Annotated in this window: 17 protein-coding genes; 8 read left to right on the plus strand and 9 right to left on the minus strand. The window is 70.7% G+C overall.

Annotation, left to right across the window (positions count from 1 at the left end; all coding sequences use genetic code 11):
* Window positions 1-50: 50 nt before the first annotated feature.
* From STROP_RS07370 to STROP_RS07380, 3 genes are all read right to left on the minus strand, one after another.
* Window positions 51-3749, minus strand: a complete 3699-nt coding sequence (locus STROP_RS07370; protein WP_043535259.1) for a S8 family peptidase — start codon at window positions 3747-3749, stop codon at window positions 51-53.
* Window positions 3750-3865: 116 nt separating this feature from the next.
* Window positions 3866-4288 (minus strand): D-aminoacyl-tRNA deacylase, encoded by a 423-nt coding sequence (gene dtd / locus STROP_RS07375; protein WP_011905365.1) that lies wholly within the window; start codon window positions 4286-4288, stop codon window positions 3866-3868.
* On the minus strand, window positions 4288-5772 hold the full coding sequence (locus tag STROP_RS07380) for a DUF7782 domain-containing protein (protein ID WP_011905366.1): 1485 nt from the start codon (window positions 5770-5772) through the stop codon (window positions 4288-4290). Before STROP_RS07380 ends, dtd begins: the two co-directional genes overlap by 1 nt.
* 337 nt (window positions 5773-6109) lie before the next feature.
* Between STROP_RS07380 and STROP_RS07385 the strand changes: the two genes are divergently transcribed.
* Complete coding sequence (locus tag STROP_RS07385) at window positions 6110-6466, plus strand: DUF3099 domain-containing protein (protein ID WP_011905367.1); 357 nt, start codon at window positions 6110-6112, stop codon at window positions 6464-6466.
* 7 nt (window positions 6467-6473) lie between these two features.
* On the opposite strand, the gene STROP_RS07390 is transcribed toward STROP_RS07385, so the two are convergent.
* Complete coding sequence (locus STROP_RS07390; RefSeq protein WP_011905368.1) at window positions 6474-7370, minus strand: carbohydrate kinase family protein; 897 nt, start codon at window positions 7368-7370, stop codon at window positions 6474-6476.
* Window positions 7367-8341: a pseudouridine-5'-phosphate glycosidase gene (locus tag STROP_RS07395; RefSeq protein ID WP_011905369.1), complete on the minus strand. Its 975-nt coding sequence runs from the start codon at window positions 8339-8341 to the stop codon at window positions 7367-7369. The genes STROP_RS07390 and STROP_RS07395 overlap by 4 nt, the downstream gene beginning before the upstream one ends.
* Window positions 8342-8373: 32 nt before the next feature.
* Between STROP_RS07395 and STROP_RS07400 the strand changes: the two genes are divergently transcribed.
* Together STROP_RS07400 and STROP_RS07405 are read left to right on the plus strand one after the other, a co-directional pair.
* Window positions 8374-8598 (plus strand): DUF3039 domain-containing protein, encoded by a 225-nt coding sequence (locus STROP_RS07400; protein WP_011905370.1) that lies wholly within the window; start codon window positions 8374-8376, stop codon window positions 8596-8598.
* A 245-nt stretch (window positions 8599-8843) separates the two neighbouring features.
* Window positions 8844-10577 carry a DEAD/DEAH box helicase gene (locus tag STROP_RS07405; RefSeq protein WP_011905371.1) on the plus strand — a complete coding sequence of 578 codons (1734 nt, stop codon included), beginning with the start codon at window positions 8844-8846 and terminating at the stop codon, window positions 10575-10577.
* A gap of 152 nt (window positions 10578-10729) precedes the next feature.
* On the opposite strand, the gene STROP_RS07410 is transcribed toward STROP_RS07405, so the two are convergent.
* Window positions 10730-10963 carry a DUF7455 domain-containing protein gene (locus STROP_RS07410; RefSeq protein WP_012181646.1) on the minus strand — a complete coding sequence of 78 codons (234 nt, stop codon included), beginning with the start codon at window positions 10961-10963 and terminating at the stop codon, window positions 10730-10732.
* A gap of 279 nt (window positions 10964-11242) precedes the next feature.
* Window positions 11243-12871: an RNA polymerase sigma factor gene (locus STROP_RS07415; protein ID WP_011905373.1), complete on the minus strand. Its 1629-nt coding sequence runs from the start codon at window positions 12869-12871 to the stop codon at window positions 11243-11245.
* Between the two features lie 283 nt (window positions 12872-13154).
* Between STROP_RS07415 and STROP_RS07420 the strand changes: the two genes are divergently transcribed.
* Window positions 13155-13964 (plus strand): inositol monophosphatase family protein, encoded by an 810-nt coding sequence (locus STROP_RS07420; RefSeq protein WP_011905374.1) that lies wholly within the window; start codon window positions 13155-13157, stop codon window positions 13962-13964.
* A gap of 34 nt (window positions 13965-13998) precedes the next feature.
* Here the strand turns inward: STROP_RS07420 and STROP_RS07425 are convergent, their stop codons facing one another.
* A complete protein-coding gene (locus STROP_RS07425) occupies window positions 13999-14508 on the minus strand; it encodes a LytR C-terminal domain-containing protein (RefSeq protein ID WP_026275037.1) in 510 nt (169 codons plus the stop codon).
* Between the two features lie 432 nt (window positions 14509-14940).
* Between STROP_RS07425 and STROP_RS07430 the strand changes: the two genes are divergently transcribed.
* Together STROP_RS07430 and STROP_RS07435 are read left to right on the plus strand one after the other, a co-directional pair.
* Complete coding sequence (locus tag STROP_RS07430; RefSeq protein ID WP_011905376.1) at window positions 14941-15237, plus strand: DUF4193 domain-containing protein; 297 nt, start codon at window positions 14941-14943, stop codon at window positions 15235-15237.
* 144 nt (window positions 15238-15381) lie between these two features.
* Window positions 15382-16173: a hypothetical protein gene (locus tag STROP_RS07435; RefSeq protein ID WP_011905377.1), complete on the plus strand. Its 792-nt coding sequence runs from the start codon at window positions 15382-15384 to the stop codon at window positions 16171-16173.
* A gap of 76 nt (window positions 16174-16249) precedes the next feature.
* Here the strand turns inward: STROP_RS07435 and STROP_RS07440 are convergent, their stop codons facing one another.
* Window positions 16250-16780 (minus strand): DUF3093 domain-containing protein, encoded by a 531-nt coding sequence (locus STROP_RS07440; protein WP_011905378.1) that lies wholly within the window; start codon window positions 16778-16780, stop codon window positions 16250-16252.
* Window positions 16781-16847: 67 nt separating this feature from the next.
* On the opposite strand from STROP_RS07440, the gene dut reads away from it, so the two are divergent.
* Complete coding sequence (dut, locus tag STROP_RS07445) at window positions 16848-17369, plus strand: dUTP diphosphatase (RefSeq protein ID WP_037343243.1); 522 nt, start codon at window positions 16848-16850, stop codon at window positions 17367-17369.
* Window positions 17370-17451: 82 nt separating this feature from the next.
* Window positions 17452-18120: a DUF3710 domain-containing protein gene (locus STROP_RS07450; RefSeq protein ID WP_011905380.1), complete on the plus strand. Its 669-nt coding sequence runs from the start codon at window positions 17452-17454 to the stop codon at window positions 18118-18120.
* Window positions 18121-18157: the final 37 nt, after the last annotated feature.

An 18157-nucleotide genomic window follows, 5' to 3' on the forward strand; every position in this document is an offset into this window, starting at 1 on the left:
CGGGCGGGGTCCCCGGACCCTTGTCGGTCCCGGGGACCCCGCCGGTCAGGTCATCGCAGGCCGTAGGCGCGGATGATTTCTTGGCGGATGGCGAAGCCGGTGTCGGTTTGCGCGGTGGCTCGTACGGAGATGAAGCCGTCGCGGTCTTTTGGCAGCTTCAGGGTGCCGGTGTGGCGGTCGTTGTCGCCCTGGGTGAGGGTGACTGGTTGCCAGGTGGTGCCGTCGTCGTAGGAGACCTCGAGCTCCACCGCGGTGATGATGCCGGTGCCGGAGCCGCCGGGCTGCGGTCTCGCCGTGATGCTGATCTCCTGGCGGGTGCCGGCTTTGACGTCGCCCCGCAGGTCGGTCTCCAACTCGTAGTCGAGTTGGAGCAGCGTGATGGGGAGGGGTTCGGACGGCCCAGCCTGGTTGGTGCTGGAGATGAAGTCCCACTCGGTGTGGGTACGGGTGGACAGCCGCCACTCGTCAGCCGGGCGGGACGCGTCCAGTACCAGCCGGTACGGCAGCGTCCCGGCCGGCACCTCTCTTTTGATCAGGTGGGAGAAATTCTCGTCCTCGTGCAGCAGGGTGTCACCCTGATAGAGCTTGAGGTGTTCCTGCGCCGTGGGATACCTCATAATCCCGCGGTAGTCGAGCACGGTGCCCGACGGGCTCCATGGGTGCGGGCTGAGGGTCATCCGGTCCTGATACCGACTGTTTTTGGTCCAGGCTGACTGGTTGAAGGCCGGTCGAATGGCGGGTGCGAACCAGTCCAGCCTGGTGGTCGTGCCCTTTGTGTAGGTGTGCGGGTCCGCCACGACTGTGGAATCACGCTGTCGGTGGCTCTCGACCCAGGGGATGTCCGGGGTGACCCATTCGGTGCGGGTGCCGGGATGCCACTCCGGCTCGAGGTTCGCGTATGGGACGCCGATGGCCGTGTCGGTGCGGTAGCCGGAACCTTCGGTGTCCTGGTCCGCGTGGTAGCGGGCGTCGATGCGGGCCAGGTCGTGGTGGCTGGGGTGGTAGGTGAGGGGTTGGTCGGGCACCTGTTCCCGCCAGACCTGGGCCAGGTCGTAGATGGTGTCGGGGTACTTCTCCTGGTCGACCTTCAGCGGCGGTGTCCCGTGTGTGGCGAGTGTGGTCAGGAGTTCTCCGATGTCACGGTGGATGCTGGCGACGGGGATGGGCGATTCGCCGACGTGCTCGTAGAGGATTCCCGGGCTGTCGTTGACGACCAGGAGTAGTTCGGCTCCGGCGGTTGCCGCGGCGGCGGCCCGGTCGGGTGCGCTGACCTCGTCGCTGCGGGTTACCACGGCGACTCTGCCGTCGACGTCAAGGTCGGTGTAGTCCTTGGGTGCGCCGGTGCCGGCGTAGACGGGGCGTAGCCACTGTTTGCCGGTGGTGATGGTGCTGCCGGGTTGGACCACGGCGTCGATCGGGAGCAGGCCGAGGGCGCGCAGGCTCAGGACCGGCTCACCCTTGCGCCATCTCGCTGCCATGGCGAAGGGGTTCTCGACGCTCCTCTCGGTCGGTAGGACGTACACGTCATCGTATTCCGGCGCGATAGAATGGAGGTAATAGTACGGGCCGGTACCGGCTCCGTGGTCGATGGTGTACTGGAGCAGGCGCTGTCGGTCCTGGGTGCGTTGGGGTGTGGTGGTGTCGAGGAGACGGGCCTGGCTGGCGTCCAGGGTCACCTCGGTTGGTTTGTCGAGCACGGTTTCCGGGGCGGCCAGCAGGGCGAGGCCGAGGGAGTCCGCTCGTTCACCTGGCACCTCCGCCTTCGTCTCCATCGTGTAGTTCCCCGGTGGGAGGCGTAGCGTTCGTTCACCATCGACGTCGATGTATCGGGGGAACCACTCGCCGTCCGCCCGCAGCAGGACGAACGCCCGCATGGGCTCGCCATTGTGGTCGCGGGCTTTGATGGTCAGGCCGTAGCGTTCGTCTTCCTTGAGGAGCCCGAGGGCGGTGCGGGTGACGGTCTGACCGGTGGTCGGATCGGTGCCGACGAGGTAGCCGGTGTACGAGCCGATGGCGATCCCATTCGGGTCGGCCGTCACCGGGACGTCTGCCTGGCCGCCCGCCGGCACGGTCACCGTCGGGGTGTCGAGGGTGAACGCGTTGCTGCCGGTGGTGGCCAGGTCGAGGGTGACGGCGGTGGCACCGCTGTTGGTGAACGTCACCGGCTCCGTGACGGGAGCGTCCGTGGGCTGGTGTGGCCATTCGAAGTAACCGATGAACGCGGAGCCGGCGGCGCGTACGGTGCTGTCCACGGCCGCTGCCACATCCAGCCGTCCGGTGCCGACCTGGAACGCGGTGTAGCTGTCGCCCAGATCCTCGGCGCTGCTCATGAGGGCGTCTTTGAGCTGGGTGTTGGTCCACTCGGGGTGTTGTTGGGCGAGGATGGCCGCGGCTCCGGCCACGTGCGGAGCCGCCATGGAGGTGCCGGTCTTGCTCACGTACATGCCGTCACCGGTGCTCTGTTGGGAGCGGGCGGCGTTGACGGCGACGCCGGGGGCGGTGAGGTCGGGCTTGACGGCTCCACTGTAGGCCAGTGGTCCGACGCTGGAGAATCCGGCGAGTAGGTCCTGTTTGTCGACGGCGCCGACGGTGAGGGCGCTTTCGGCGTTGCCGGGCGTGCCGATGGTCATTCCGTTGTTGCCGGCGGCGATGACGAAGAGGGTGTCGTGCTGGGCGGAGAGGGCATCCACGGCGAGGGTCATCGGGTCGAGGACATCGGTGCGCGCCGCGTTGCCGAGGCTCATGTTGACCACGTCGGCGCCGGATTCGGCGGCCCACTGCATGCCGGCGATGATCCAGGAGTCGTAGCCGATGCCGTTGTTGTTGAGGACTTTACCGATGATCAGATCGGCTCCGGGGGCGACGCCGGTGTTGTCGCCGTCGGAGGCCGCTCCGGTGCCGGCGATGATCGAGGCGACGTGGGTGCCGTGCCCCCGCGGGTCGGTGGGGTCTTCGTCGGGGACGAAGCTGACCGTGTCCTGGATGTGGTCGGCGAGGTCGGGGTGGGTGGGGTCGATGCCGGTGTCGAGGACGGCGACGGTGACGCCGTCGCCGTCGTAGCCGGCGTCCCAGGCTTCGGGGGCGCCGACCTGGGGGACGCTGTCGGCGAGGGTGCTGTGTACCTGGCCGTCGAGCCAGAGCTTGGTGATGCCGCTGCTTTCGCGGTTCGCGCTGGAGCCGGAGCCGCTGGTGAGGGTGGACCAGAGGGTCCGGGCCTGTTCCTTGTCGGTGGTGAGGGAGTGGCCGTTGATGGCGGGTAGATCGTGGACGATTCGCGTGCCGCGCACTGCGGCGGTGGTGCGGACTGACGCTTCCGGGTAGGTGGCGATCAGCGGCAGCTGGCTCGTGCCAGCGTCGTCGTAGCCCATCTCGATGAGGTCGGTGACGTTGAACAGCCGCTGGTCGAGTTGATCGTCGGCCAGTAGGGGTATCGCCTCGTCGGGCAGGACATAGAGGTCGTCGCCGTGTTGTTGGACGCTGAAGCCGCCGGTGGCGTCGTCTGGTTGGTCGACCTCGGTGAGCGTCTTGCCGTCGGCGAGGGTCCGGACGGTGACGACGTCGCCGGTGACCAGGGTGACGGTGTGCGTCTCCGGGGCGGCGAGAGGGGCGGTTGTCGGGGGCGGGCCGGCGGTCGCGGCGGCCGGATCGATCGCGGCGGTTGAGGCCGCGATCATCCCGGCTGCCACGACGGCGGCGATCAGCCGCCGCCGTGATCCGCCAGCCGCGAAGGGGCTTGGATGGGAAGACATAGGCATAGTTCTACCTATCGCTCCCGGAAAGGTAAACACTCTGTGAGGGGTCGGTTACCCTAGTGATATGATCTTCGGGTGCTGGCGACCCCGGTGCCGGTCAGTCGGCGCCGTGATCAGAGGTCGAGCAGGATGGTGCGTGGGCCGACGTTCACGCTCTCCACCAGCATCTGGGCCCGGAAGCGACCGGTCTCCACTTTGGCCCCACGGGCGCGCAGCTCCTCGACGACCGTGGTGACCAGGGGCTCGGCCACCTCCGCCGGCGCGGCGGCGGTCCAACTCGGGCGGCGGCCCTTGCGGGCGTCCCCATAGAGGGTGAACTGGCTGACCACCAGGATCGGGGCACCGAGGTCGGCGGCCGACCGCTCTCCGTCGAGGATTCGCAGCTCGTGCACCTTGCGGGCGAGGGTTTGGGCGGTCTGCGTCGTGTCGGAGTGGGTCACCCCGAGCAGCACCAGCAGGCCGTCGTCGATCGCCCCCACCACCACGTCGTCCACTGTGACCTGGGCCCGCCCGACCGTCTGCACCACCGCCCGCATCACTCCACCACCGGTTCGACGAAACCGCGCTCGACCAGGTGGGCCACGATCGGGCCGGCCGCCTCCGCCAGCTCGCCGGGGGGCACGTCGTGCGCGGTGGCGAGCAGGGCGAGCTGATCGCGCAGCGGCAACCGCCCGTCCGCCCCACCGACCAGGGCCAGGACGATCGGATCGATCTCCTCGGTCCAGCGTAGGCCGCGCGGCATGGCGAGCACCTGCCGGTCGACCGACCACCCCTCGTCGCCCATGGTGGCCTCCTGCCGCAGCTGGAGGTCGGCGGCGGACCGGTAACGCGCCGCGAGCAGCGCATCAGTGTCGCGTACCCGGAGCCACTCCTGGCGGTCGAACCAGTCAGCGACCCGGTCGCCGAGCGGCGCCTCGACCAGCTGGCGCAGCTCCTCCACCCGGACGACGGGGTTGTCGTGGCCGGAGCGGCGTAGCGAGACGATGCCGAAGCCGATCGCCTCGACCTTGTGCGCGTCGAACCAGTCCAGCCACTCGGCCATCCGCTCCGGGCTGGTTGTCTCGCCGACATCTGAAAGCCACAGGTTGACGTACGCCATCGGGTCGGCGACCTCGCGTTGGATCACCCAGGCGTCCAATCCGCTGCCGGCGAACCAGCCGGCGACCCGCTCGGCCCAGTCCTCACCGGCGACGTGCACCCAGTTCGCGAGGTACTGCATGGTGCCGCCCTCGGTGAGCAGGTCCGGGGCGGCGGCGGCCAGCTCGGCGGCGATCGCGTCGCCCACCCGCCCGGAGTCGCGGTAGACGTGTGTGGTGGTGCCCGGCCCGACAACGAACGGCGGGTTGCTGACCACCAGATCGAAGCGACGCCCGGCGACCGGCGCGATCAGGTCGCCGCGGAGCAGCTCCCAGTCCTGCCCGTTGAGCGCGGCGGTGGTGGCAGCGAACCGGAGCGCTCGTTCGGAGAGATCGGTGGCGGTGACCCGCCGTGCGTGAGTGGCGAGGTGCAGGGCCTGAATGCCGGAGCCGGTGCCCAGGTCGAGCGCGGTCTCCACCGGCTGCCGGACGGTGGCCCCGATCAGGGTCTGGGTGGCGCCACCGATGCCGAGTACATGCTCGGCCTGCAACGCTCGACCGGGGTGGGTGCTGGCGGGCGCGTCGGCGAGCACCCACCAGTCGTCCCCGTATGGCTCCAGGTCGAGGCCCATCCGCAGGCCGTCGCCGTGTCGCTCGACCAGACCACCGGCCAGCGCCTCCTTGATCGGCAGCGGCGCGAGCGCGGTGGCGACCGCCTCGTACGGCTCGGTTTGTTCGCAGACGAAGAGTCGGATCAGGGTGGCGAGGGGATCGCGGTCCTCGGTGGCGCGCAGCGCTGCACGGAAGTCGTTGCGGGCCATGCCGCCGGTCGCCTGCGACCCCAGCCGGCCGGCGATCCCGTTCGAGGTGAAGTTTGCCCTGGTGAGGGCGCTGCGCAGCGCCGCCACGCCAGCGGGGGAGAACAGCATGTCATCTGGGTCCACGTCGCCATCCTGCCCGCCATCGCCATCGTCGTGGGCGCCACCCGCCGGACTTCGGCCGCAGGTGTCAACCAGGGGTGTCGGGGGCGGCGGCCCGGCCCACGGCGAGGTCCGTGTCCGCCCCGGCCCACGGCGAGGTCCGTGTCCGCCCCGGCCCACGGCGCGGCCGGGTCGCCCAGCGCTTCAGGTCCGGGCCGCACTGCCAGGCCGGTCAGCACCGCCACGGCCCGGACGCCCGCCGACCAGCCAGGGGAGTGCGACCCCGCGCGCAGGAATCGGCGGACCCTCGCTGCGCTGGAGGGCGGGGTGACAGGATGAGGGGGATTCTGAGGAGGTCCGTGTGAAGCGTCCGGCGTACCAGCCGATCCTGATCACCGACGCCCCGCGCAGCCAGGACGATCAGCTCACCAGCCGCCAGAAGCGGTACGTGCTGATGATGTGCGTCCGGGTCGCTTGCCTGATCGTCGGCGCGATCCTGGTCGGAGCGGAGGCCCCCATGCTCTGGCTCTGGCTGCCGTTGGCCGGCCTGGGCATGATCCTGATTCCGTGGCTGGCCGTGTTGCTGGCCAACGATCGGCCACCGAAGGACAAGCACCGCCTCGGTGGCCGGCTCCGGCCCCGCGATTCGCAGGAGTCACCGCCGATGAGCCTCGCCGCCGAGGAGCGGCCGCACAAGGTCATCGATGCCGAGCAGTGACCGGGCATCAGGCCGGTGGTCGGGCCCCCACCTGGCTAACCGCCGACGCGCCTAGGTCACCGGCCCGCTGTAGCACCGCCTCCGGGGTCGCCCCGGTCAGCCAGGTGGAGAGCAGGCCGGCGGCGAACGCGTCGCCGGCCCCGGTCGGATCGACCACCGACATCCGGCGGGTCGGGGCTACCGCGATCATGGCGTCCCGGTCCACCCAGACCGCGCCGGCCGCTCCCCGCTTGACCACCACCCACCGCGCCGAGGCGGAGAGCACCCGCCCCTGCGCCGCCGGGTCGAGCCCGCCCGCGAGCACTCGGGCCTCCGCCGCGTTGACCAGGAGTAGGTCGATGCCGCGTACCCAGCCCAGGAAGGCCGCCGCGCCGACCCGTTGTAGCGGCGCCGCGGAGGCCGCGTCCACGCTGATCGACAGCCCCCGCTCGCGGGCCGCGGCCAGGGCGCGCAGCCCGGCCGGTCGGGACCCGGCATCGAGCAGGGTGTAACCGGACAGGTGGAGATGCCGGGCGTCCGGCGCGGCGTCGAGAGCGGCGTCCACCGCCGCCGGGGACAGCCGCAGGTTCGCCCCCCGCTCGGTGACCATCGTGCGTTCCTCGGCGGTGGCCAGCACCAAGACCGTTCCGGTGGGGACCTCGGGCACCTGGGTGACCGCACAGTCGACCCCGCCGCGCTCCAACTCGGCGACCCGGTCCCGGCCGGGACCGTCGGCGCCCACCGCACCGACCAGCGTCACCGGCACGCCCAACGCGCCCAGCCAGGCCGCGGTGTTCGCCGCCTGGCCGCCTCCGGTGAACCGGATCTCGGCCGGCGTGTCCGAACCGTTCATGAGCGGCCCGGCCAGCACCGCCACCACGTCGGTGATCAGGTCGCCGACGACGACCACCCGGGGTGTTGTCATGCCTGCCGGGCCGCCGACGCGACCGCGATCTGGGCGGCGAGGTCGGCGTTGCGCAGGATGATCCGGATGTTCACCGCGAGGCTGGCGCCCTCGGTCGCGGAGTGGAAGTGCGCCAGCAGGAACGGAGTCACCGCCTTGCCGGTGACCCCCTCGCGCCGCAACAGCATCAGCCCCTCGGCCAGAGTGCGATCGTGTAGCGCCGGGTCGAGCTGTTCGTCGGTGGGCAGCGGGTTGGCCACGACCAGGCCGCCGGAGTGTAGTCCGTGCTGCTCCTGGGCGGCGAGCGCTGCCGCCACCTGCTCCGGAGAGTCGACCGACCAGTCCAGGTCGAACCCGCCGTCGGTGAGGTAGAAACCGGGGAAACGGCGGGTACGGTAGCCGACCACACCGACCCCGAGAGTCTCCAGCCGCTCCAACGTGGCGCCCGAGTCCAGAATCGACTTCACACCGGCGCAGACCACGGCGATCGGCGTACGGGCCAAGGTCGTCAGGTCGGCGGACTCGTCGAAGCTCTGGGCCGCCTCGCGGTGCACACCCCCGAGGCCGCCGGTGGCGAACACCCGGATCCCCGCCGCCGCAGCCACCGCGCTGGTAGCGGCCACGGTCGTGGCGCCGTCCGCGTCGGTCGCGGCGGCCACAGCGAGATCGCGTACGGAGAGCTTGGCCACGTCGTCCACGGTGGCGAGTCGGGTCAGCTCGGCGTCGTCGAGGCCGACCACGAGCTGGCCAGCGACCATACCGATGGTGGCCGGCACCGCGCCGGCGTCTCGGACGGTCTGTTCGATCTCGCGGGCCACCCGAAGATTGTCCGGTCGGGGCAGGCCGTGCGAGACGATCGTGCTCTCGAGCGCTACCACGGGACGGCCGACGCGGAGCGCGTCGGCGACTTCAACGCCGTGTCGGAGGTGAAAGGTGGTCACAGCGTCCAACCGTACGGCGTCCGTCCGTCGGGCTCGAAGTAGACCGGGCAAAGGGTGACCTGCCAAACTTGGCGGGTGGAGGTATGGAAGTGAGCACACAGGTTCTCGAGCGTCCCGAGCTGAAGGACGCCGACACCGGCCCCGAGATGTTCCATTACGTGCGCAAAGAGAAGATCGCCGAGAGTGCCGTGATGGGCACCTACGTCGTGGCGCTCTGTGGCGAAACGTTCCCGGTCACCAAGTCGGCCAAACCGGGCTCACCGGTCTGCCCCAAGTGCAAGGAGATCTACGACTCGCTGCGCGAGTGACGATGGCTCGGGCGGTTCCGCCGCCCGTGCGACCTGTGGCGGTGCTCCCCGCTACGTCCCCCTGCGTTGACCGTGGCGTCGAGTGGGACGTACGGCGCTCGCTGGTTATGCTGGGCCGGCCCTCGCGGCACTGTGCGCGAGGGCGTTTTCATGGGCGGCTGCGGGCCGATGCCGGTACGGCTCAGGGGCGTGAGTAGCCCGCGATCCACGGTCGGGGCCGTCCCGCCGGCGGTGAGAGGAGCTTCGTGGCAGCCCGGACGCCAACGCTCGAGACGTTCCCAGCCCTGCGCGCCTGGCAGCGCCGGGCGCTGGTGGAGTACCTCCGTCGTCGGGAGCCGGACTTCACCGCGGTGGCCACGCCGGGGGCCGGCAAGACCACGTTTGCCCTTCGGGTTGCCGCCGAGTTGCTCGCTGACGGAAGCATCGAGGCGGTCACGGTGGTCGCCCCGACCGAGCACCTCAAGACCCAGTGGGCGCAGGCTGCCGCCCGGGTCGGCATCCAGCTCGACGCAGCCTTCCGTAACGCGGATCTGCACTCGTCGGCCGACTTCCACGGAACTGTGGTGACCTATGCCCAGGTCGGGATGGCGCCGCAGGTGCACCGGCGGCGTACCCTGACCCGGCGCACCCTGGTCATCCTCGACGAGATCCACCATGCCGGCGACTCCCGGACCTGGGGGGACGGGGTGCAGGCGGCCTTCGAAGGCGCGGAGCGCCGGCTCATGCTCACCGGCACCCCGTTTCGTTCCGACGACAACCCGATCCCGTTCGTCAGCTATGAGCGGGGCGGGGACGGCCTCCTGCGTTCCCGCGCCGACTCCGTCTACGGTTACGCCGACGCGCTGCACGACGGCGTCGTACGCCCGGTGCTCTTCCTCGCCTATTCGGGTGAGACTCGCTGGCGGACGAACGCGGGTGAGGAACTGGCGGCCCGGCTCGGTGAACCGATGACCCAGGACCTGATCGCGCAGGCGTGGCGAACCGCGCTCGACCCGGCCGGTGACTGGATGCCGCAGGTGCTGCGGGCCGCGGATGCCCGGTTGACCGTGCTGCGCAACGCTGGGATGCCCGACGCCGCCGGGCTGGTGATCGCCAGTGACCAGCAGGCTGCCCGGTCGTACGCGAAGCTCATCGAGCAGGTGACCGGGGAGAAGGCCGCCGTGGTGCTCTCCGACGACGCGGGTGCCTCGGACCGGATCGCGGCGTTTACGGCCGCGCAGCAGCGTTGGCTGGTGGCGGTCCGGATGGTCTCCGAAGGGGTGGACATCCCGCGTCTCGCCGTCGGCGTCTACGCCACCAGCGCCAGTACCCCGCTCTACTTCGCCCAGGCCATTGGGCGGTTCGTTCGGGCGCGGAGGCCGGGGGAGACGGCGTCGGTCTTCCTACCCAGCGTCCCGCATCTGCTCGGCCTCGCCAGCGAGATGGAAGCCGAGCGGGATCATGTGCTGGGCAAGCCGAAGGACCGGGAGGGCTTCGACGACGACCTGCTGGAGCGCGCCCAGCGGGACGACCAGGCCAGCGGTGAACTGGAGAAGCGGTTCGCCGCGCTCTCCGCGACCGCCGAGCTGGATCAGGTGATCTTCGACGGTGCATCGTTCGGCACCGCCGCTCAGGCTGGTACTCCGGAGGAGGAGGAGTACCTCGGCCTACCCGGTCTTCTCACCGCCGATCAGGTGGCCATGCTGCTGTCGAAGCGGCAGGCCGAGCAGCTTGCCGCGTCGCGACGCCGGGCCGCCACCCGGCCGGCCGAACCGGCCGCGGCGGCTGCTGCCGCTCCACCGGCGCCACTGAGTGCGGCGCAGCGTCGGGTGGCGCTGCGCCGACAGTTGAACGCCTTGGTGGCGGCCCGGCATCACCACACCGGTCAACCACACGGCAAGATCCATGCGGAGCTTCGCCGCCGCTGCGGTGGTCCGCCCAGCGCCCAGGCGACGATTGAGCAGCTGGAGGAGCGGATCGCCACCGTGCAGACCCTCTGACCGGATCCGCGATCAGGCCGCCGGGTGCCGAAACGGGCCGGCGGTTGTCGGACGGGCCGGCGGGTGTCGGACGGGCCGGCGGGTGTCGGACCAGACAAAGCCGGCCGGGCCCTCATGGGCCCGGCCGGCGACTATGTTCGGGTTGCGGATCCCTAGTTGGTCATCAGATCGGCGCCACGCCAGCTGAACTCCGGGTCCGCCGCGTACCGCACAGTGATCTTGACGAGATCCTCCGCGTACTTGTTAGCGTGATGTCCGCAAAATACCAGTTCCCCGCCGCCAGCAAGGGTGATGCGGAGCTTGCCGGCAGCATTGCAGCGGTCGCACCGTTCATCGGCGGCCGGGGGGCTCACCGTCTCGGGCGGCGGCGTGAGGGTCGGGGTCATCGCCTTCCTCCTCTGGTCGTCACCGATGAACACTCTCTTCGGTCGTTGCTCACCTATCGTGCAACACCCCGATCAGGGTGCGCGTTCCCTGTGTGCCCGCGGGGGACCGAGGTCACACCTGACTCCGACAGCGTCCCTGCACCAAGGGTGCCACGTCAACGATCACAACCGTGCAACCGTTCGTCCAATGGACGGGGGTTGCGCGGAGAGTGCTCAAACCGACACGCCTGGTTGACATCTGCCGTGACTTCGGGCATGGATTCGGTCCCAAGCGCCCCCTTAGTCCAGGTAGTCCCGGAGGACCTGCGACCGGGACGGGTGGCGCAGCTTGGACATCGTCTTGGACTCGATCTGTCGGATGCGCTCCCGGGTCACCCCGTAGACCTGGCCGATCTCGTCCAGCGTGCGCGGCTGACCATCGGTCAGGCCGAACCGGAGGCGGACCACGCCGGCCTCGCGCTCGGACAGCGTCTGTAGCACCTGCTGGAGCTGATCCTGGAGGAGCGAGAACGACACCGCGTCGACCGCGACCACGGCCTCGGAGTCCTCAATGAAGTCACCGAGCTGGCTGTCGCCCTCGTCGCCGATGGTCTGGTCGAGCGAGATCGGCTCCCGGGCGTACTGCTGGATCTCCAGCACCTTCTCCGGTGTGATATCCATCTCTTTTGCGAGCTCCTCCGGGGTGGGCTCGCGGCCCAGGTCCTGGAGTAGCTCGCGCTGGATCCGGCCGAGCTTGTTGATCACCTCGACCATGTGTACCGGGATGCGGATGGTGCGGGCCTGGTCGGCCATGGCGCGGGTGATGGCCTGGCGGATCCACCAGGTGGCGTAGGTGGAGAACTTGTAGCCCTTGGTGTAGTCGAACTTCTCGACCGCGCGGATCAGGCCGAGGTTGCCCTCCTGGATCAGGTCGAGGAAGGCCATCCCACGGCCGGTGTAACGCTTGGCGAGCGACACCACCAGGCGGAGGTTCGCTTCCAGGAGATGGTTCTTTGCCCGCTCTCCGTCCCGCGAGATCCACATCATGTCGCGTTGCATGTCGCGGTTGAACTTCTCGTCGCCCTCCTCCGCCGCGCGCAGCTGCTCGGTGGCGTAGAGGCCGGCCTCGATCCGCTTGGCGAGCTCGACCTCCTGCTCGGCGTTGAGTAGCGGGACCTTGCCGATCTGCTTCAGGTACGCCCGGACGGAGTCGGCGGACGCGGTCAGCTCCGCGTCTCGGCGTGCCTGCTTGAGGGCCTCGGACTCCTCGTCGTCCCACTCGAAGTCGTTGTCGCTGGCGGAGCTCGCCGCGTCAGCCTCGGCGGCCCGGGTCAGCTCCGCCGGCTCGTCGACCACCACATCCTCGATCTCGGCGGCCAACTCCTCCGCGTCGACCTCGCCAGCAGCCCCGCTCTTGGTGGCCTTCGTGGCTTTCGTGGCCTTCGCAGTCTTCGTCGTGGCCTTCGCCGGCCCGGTCGCTGCGGCCACGGTCGCCTTGGTCGCCCGGGTGGCCTTCTTCGCCGGAGTGGCCTTGGCGCCGTCGGCGGCAGCACCGGCCGCCTTGCGGGCGGTGGCCTTCCGTGGCGCTGGGGCCGGTGCCTCGGCCCCGGTCGGTGCCGCCTTCGACGCAGGCGTGGCGGCCTTCTTGGTGGTCTTGGCGGTGGTGGCCCGGGATGCCGGGGTGGTCGACCGGGCGGCGGCGACCCGTCGGCGTGGGGCGGTGCTGGCTGAACCGTCGACCACGACGGTCACCCCCGCCTCCGAGAGCGCCCGGAGGATCTTCTTGGCCTGGGCCGGAGTCACCTCGGCTGACTCGACAGTGCGCGCGAGCTGTGCCGACGTGAGCTGACCGCCGGCGCTCTGCGCGTGTGCGATCAAGGTGTCGGTGAGCGAGCGAACGTCGGCGCCGGTCTGGCGGGGTTCTGTCACGAATGACCTTCCGGTGGCGAAGTGCGAGCACGGCAGGGTCGTCCGGCGTGGGGCGGAGCGCGGTGCCGGGCGAGTCGTTGAGGACCCCCGTGTCGCGGGCCAGCCGGTTGGTGGCTGTCCGTGGCGCGTGGGCAGGGTGAATTGTAACGCTGTCCACGGCGATCATTCGGCGGCGCACGCCGGACCGCTGGTTGGACCGCCGATTTGGTGCGGATGTGGACTTTGAAAGGATGATACCCGCATATGGCCGCGACCACCCCGGTCGTGCGGGAAGGGGACGAGAATGGTCCGCTCGGTACCAGAGCCGCGGGAATTGCTGGAGATCGCGACCGAGGTGGCGCGGGAGGCGGCCGCGACGGCGTACCGGATGCGCATCCAGGGTGTCTCGGTGGCCGCGACCAAGAGCACCGTCACCGACGTGGTGACCGCGGCCGACCGGGCGGTGGAGCGGCAGGTGCACGACGTGCTGCGCCGGCTCCGGCCGGGGGACGCCGTGCTGGGTGAGGAGTACGGGGAGGCGGGCGCCGGTGGCGCCGTACGGTGGATCGTTGATCCCATCGACGGCACCGTCAACTACCTGTACGGCATCCCGCACAGCGCGGTCTCGCTCGCCGCCGAGGTTGACGGGGTGGTGGTCACCGGGGTGGTGCGCAATGTCGTCACCGGTGAGGAGTGGACCGCGACCGTCGGTGACGGTGCCTGGCGGGACGGCCAACGGCTGCGCTGCTCCACCGAGGCAGATCTGGGCCAGGCGCTGGTGGCCACCGGCTTCGGGTACGACCCGGGCCGTCGGCAGCACCAGGGCCGCGTGCTGGCCGAGCTGATTCCACATGTCCGGGACATCCGTCGGTTCGGCGCGGCCGCCCTCGATCTCTGCTTCGCCGCAGAGGGGCGGGTGGACGCCTACTACGAGAAGGGGCTCGCCCCCTGGGACCTCGCCGCGGGCGGACTGGTGGCCACCGAGGCCGGACTCCGGGTCGGCGGGCTGGCCGGGGCGGCGGCCGGGCCAGAGCTGGTGATCGCCGCGCCTGCGGAGCTCTTCGCGCCGCTGCACGACCGGCTGGCTGGCCTCGACGCCGCCGGCGGCCCGTAAAGACCGACCGGAGGGGGAGCGACCGGAGGTTTGGTCACTCCTCCTGGACGGGGCAGGTGTCGGGCGGTGCCACCGGTGCCCCGAGATCACCGAGGGACTGGTTGACCTCGGTCGTGGTGGCGAGCTGCTGGAAGGCGCTGCCCAGGATGATGTCCACGGTGGCGTCGGCGCGCTCCGGGTCGTAGTCGACCACGGCGTTGTTCAGGAAGTACGCCCGCAGCAGGTGCGCCGAACCGACCCCCTTCGGGCCGTACCGCAGAACCGCGATGTCGTCGGTCTTCGGCGCGTCGCCCTTGTTCTCGATCTGGAACTTCCGATTTTGGAAGTCGTCCGCGATCTTGCTGGCGAGGCCGACCTGGTCAGTCCCATTGAGCACGTTGATCTTTACCTCGGCGGGCTCGCGGAGCGTCACATCCGCCTTCGGCCAGCCCTCCTGGCAGCCGGCGCCGAGCCCCGCGTCGCTCTGCGTGTCCCGGACGAGGGCGACAACGGTGAAGATCAGCGCCAGGATCGCCAACAGGGCGACGACGACGAGTGCTCGCACTCGCGCAAAGCTCATCTGGGTGCTCCCGGGACGGAGGAGGGCGACGGCCGTCAGAGGCGGGTGAACCACCCGAACGGTCGTCCGGTACGCCGCTGAGGTTAACGGTTGTCCGGCGGCGGCGTGGAAACAGCCGGACATGCCGGCGTGCCGGCCGGGAACGAGGTAGTACTACCCCTATCTTCATGTCGCCTGAGTCACATCGGGAACAACTTCCCGTGCGGAGGCGTACATCTCTTCCGCGAGGGCGGTATACATGCCACGCCCGCAGTGGAGGTAAGGTACCGCGCTCGCTGGGGGAGTTCTCTGGCGGCGTCGATCCGACCACTACCGGGTCGGGTGAACGACACAAGTGGTGGCCGCCCAGCGGAACCGAAACAACGTCGTCCGGCGTTACAACCGGAAGCGACAACATCGATATGGGAGAGTGAACCGATGGCCACCGACTACGACGCCCCGCGTCGCGACGAGGTCGACCTCGGCGAGGACAGCCTGGAAGAGCTGAAGGCCCGACGCGTCGACTCACAGTCGGGCGCCGTGGACGTGGACGAGGCTGAGGTGGCGGAGAGCTTCGAGCTGCCCGGCGCCGACCTGGCCGACGAGGAGCTGACGGTCAAGGTGCTGCCGATGCAGCAGGACGAGTTCCGCTGTGGGCGTTGCTTCCTGGTGCACCACCGCAGCCAGTTGGCGGTCCAGCGTAACGGCGACCTCATCTGCCGAGAGTGCGTCTGACCGAGACGCGAATCTCAGCACCGGCGGCGGCTCCTCGTCGGGGTCGCCGCACACCCCGGTCGCCCTGCGGCGGTCCGGTGGGCAGCGCTGCACCCGACTCGGCCGGCCGCCAGCGCGGCCCAGTCCCGCGGGAGGTCCGGTGCCATGACCGAACGGGTCCACCCCGAGCCGGACAGCGCGGTCGACGGACCGGTCACTGACGCCGACGGCCTCGGTGCCACCGTCGCCGAGCTGACCGCCGACGATGTCCCACCGGCCCGGCGGGGGCAGCTCCTCGGTCGCCTGGTCGGACAGGTCCGGACCCGCGGGTTCGGCGACCTGTTCCGGGCGAGGGCGGCGTTCGGCTGGATGGTCGACACCGTCGCCGAGATCGCCCCGCACGTGCCGGTCCGGGACCGGGTCACACTCCGCCGGCACTTCCCCGACCTGGACGGTGAGGCGCTGGCCGAACGTCTCGTCCGCAACGCCGCCCGCGCGAGCGCCGGAGTGGGGGCTGCCGGTGGTGGCGTCGCCGCTGTCGAGTGGACGGTGCCGCCGAGCCTGCTCACGGCGCCGGCACTACTGGCAGCCGAGACGGTCGCGGTGGTCGCGATCGAACTGAAGCTGGTCGGCGAGCTGCACGAGGCGTACGGGGTGCCGCTGCCCACCGGTGGCACCCAGCGGGCGGTGGCGCTCGTCGTGTCATGGTCCGGGCGGCGAGGGATCAACCCGATGAAGCCAGGTGTCGGAGTGAGTGCGGTGTTGGGCGCCGCAGCCCGCCGTGAGCTGCGGGACAGGCTGGTCAGACGCTTCGGCCGCAACCTCACCACGCTGGGCCCGTTTCTCACCGGCGCGGCCGTCGCGAGTTACCTCAACCGACGGGCCACCCGCGCGATGGCCGAACTCCTTCGCGTTGATCTCCGACGCCGGGGTGGGGCACCCCCCGCCCCACCGTGAGCCCCAACCACCGTGAGCCCGGGCCGTCGGTGGCCCTGCTCCCAGGTCGCTGTCAGCCGGTTGAGCCCTGACCGACTCAGTCCTGGGCGGTGTCGGCCGCGTCCCGGGCGGTGTCGGCCGCGTCCCGGGCGGTGTCGGCCGCGTCGCGGGCGGCGAGGAGCGCCTCCGCCAACTCCACCGGCCGTCGGGTGCTGACCACCCAGAACGGGGTCGGGTCAGCCGGATCGTCGAGCACCACCTGCACGGCACCGGGGATCCACGGCCGTTGGATCACGAACGCCAGTGGGTCCGCGCCGACACCGAGCGCCTCCCGTCGCCCTGCGGCGTCCAACGGGATGACATCGGCGACGAACCGGGCCGGCAGCCGCGCGTCGTCCACCCTCAGCTCGCCGTCGTCAACCGCCACCCGGATTCGGCCCAGCCAGAGCAGGCCCGCCAGGCACGCCGGGAGCAGCAGCACGAACGGTAGCCACGCCCGGACGCCCGACGCGCCCAGCCAGATCTCGGCGGCGAGCATCCCGGCCACGGCGAATCCGCCCAGCCAGAGCCACCACGGCAGATTCAGCCGTTCGGCGTAGCGGGCAGGCGGGGACGAGGAGACGCGCACGAGGTGAAGGGTACGGCGCGTGTCGTGGGGAGTACCGGGCAGGATGGGCAGGTCACCCAGGAACCGGATGGAAGAGGGAACCGTGACCGACGTCGTACCCGTGCCTGTGCGGCAGCTCGACCCCGGGCTGCCGCTCCCCGCGTACGCCCACCCCGGCGACGCGGGGGCGGACCTGGTGGCCGCCGCGGATGTGGAGCTGCCCCCCGGTGGTCGGGCCCTGGTGCCGACCGGGGTGGCCATCGCGTTGCCCGAGGGGTACGTGGGCCTGGTCCACCCCCGTTCGGGTCTGGCGGCCCGGCTCGGCGTGACCGTGCTCAACGCGCCCGGTACGGTCGACGCCGGCTACCGGGGTGAGATCCTGGTCAACCTGATCAACCATGATCGGGAGTCGGCGGCGCGGATCGCTCGCGGTGACCGCATCGCACAGCTGGTTGTGCAGCGGGTGGCCCGAGCGCGGTTCCAGCCGGCGGCGGAGCTGCCCGCGTCCCAGCGGGGTGCCGGCGGGCACGGTTCCACCGGTGGCCATGCCGGCCTGGGGTCAGCCCCGGCGGGGACCGATGGCCGGCAGCCGGTGCCGGAGGCGTCGTGACACCCGGCGCGGGCGCGCCGCCAGGAGCGGAGGAAAGTGACAGGGTGGGCGTGAACAGCGTGAACAGCGGAGGGTGTACGCAGTGATCTTCTCCCGAAAGCGGGCCGGTGCCGAACGGCGCCCGCGCGACCAGCGGCCCGAGGCCCCGGACGCGCACGAACCGACGGATTCGGTGGCGCCGGCCCCCGGCCCCTACGACGTGAGCGAGGCGCCCGCCGACGTGCAGCGGCTCGACCTGGGGAGTCTGCAGATTCCCGCAGTCGCCGGGGTCGAGGTGCGGGTGCAGGCCGACCCGCAGGGCGTTGTCCAGCAGGTGGTACTCGTGCACGGGCAGAACGCACTTCAGCTCGGGGTCTTCGCCGCCCCGCGCAGTGCCGGCATCTGGGACGAGGTACGCGAGGAGATCCACCGCTCCCTGTCCCACGACGGTGCCGCCGTCAACGAGGTCATGGGCGCGTATGGCGTCGAGCTACGGGCCCAGGTCCCTACCCAGGACGGCCGTACCGACCTGCGGTTCGTCGGCATCGACGGGCCGCGTTGGATGGTCCGCTGTGTCTACCAGGGCGAGGCGGCGACCGACCCGGATGCGGCCGGCCCGCTGACCGTCTGTCTGGAGGGCCTCGTCGTCGACCGGGGGCAGGAGGCTCGGCCGGTGCGCGAGCCGTTGCCCCTGCGCCTGCCCCGGGATGCCGCCGAACAGGCGGCTGCGGGCAGTTCCGCCGCCGAGCCGAAGCCGGCCCAACAGGCCTGACGGCGCTCCACCAACCGCTGGGGACCACTCCGTCGGC

It is taken from the genome of Salinispora tropica CNB-440, from assembly GCF_000016425.1.
Classification (GTDB): Bacteria; Actinomycetota; Actinomycetes; order Mycobacteriales; family Micromonosporaceae; genus Micromonospora; species Micromonospora tropica.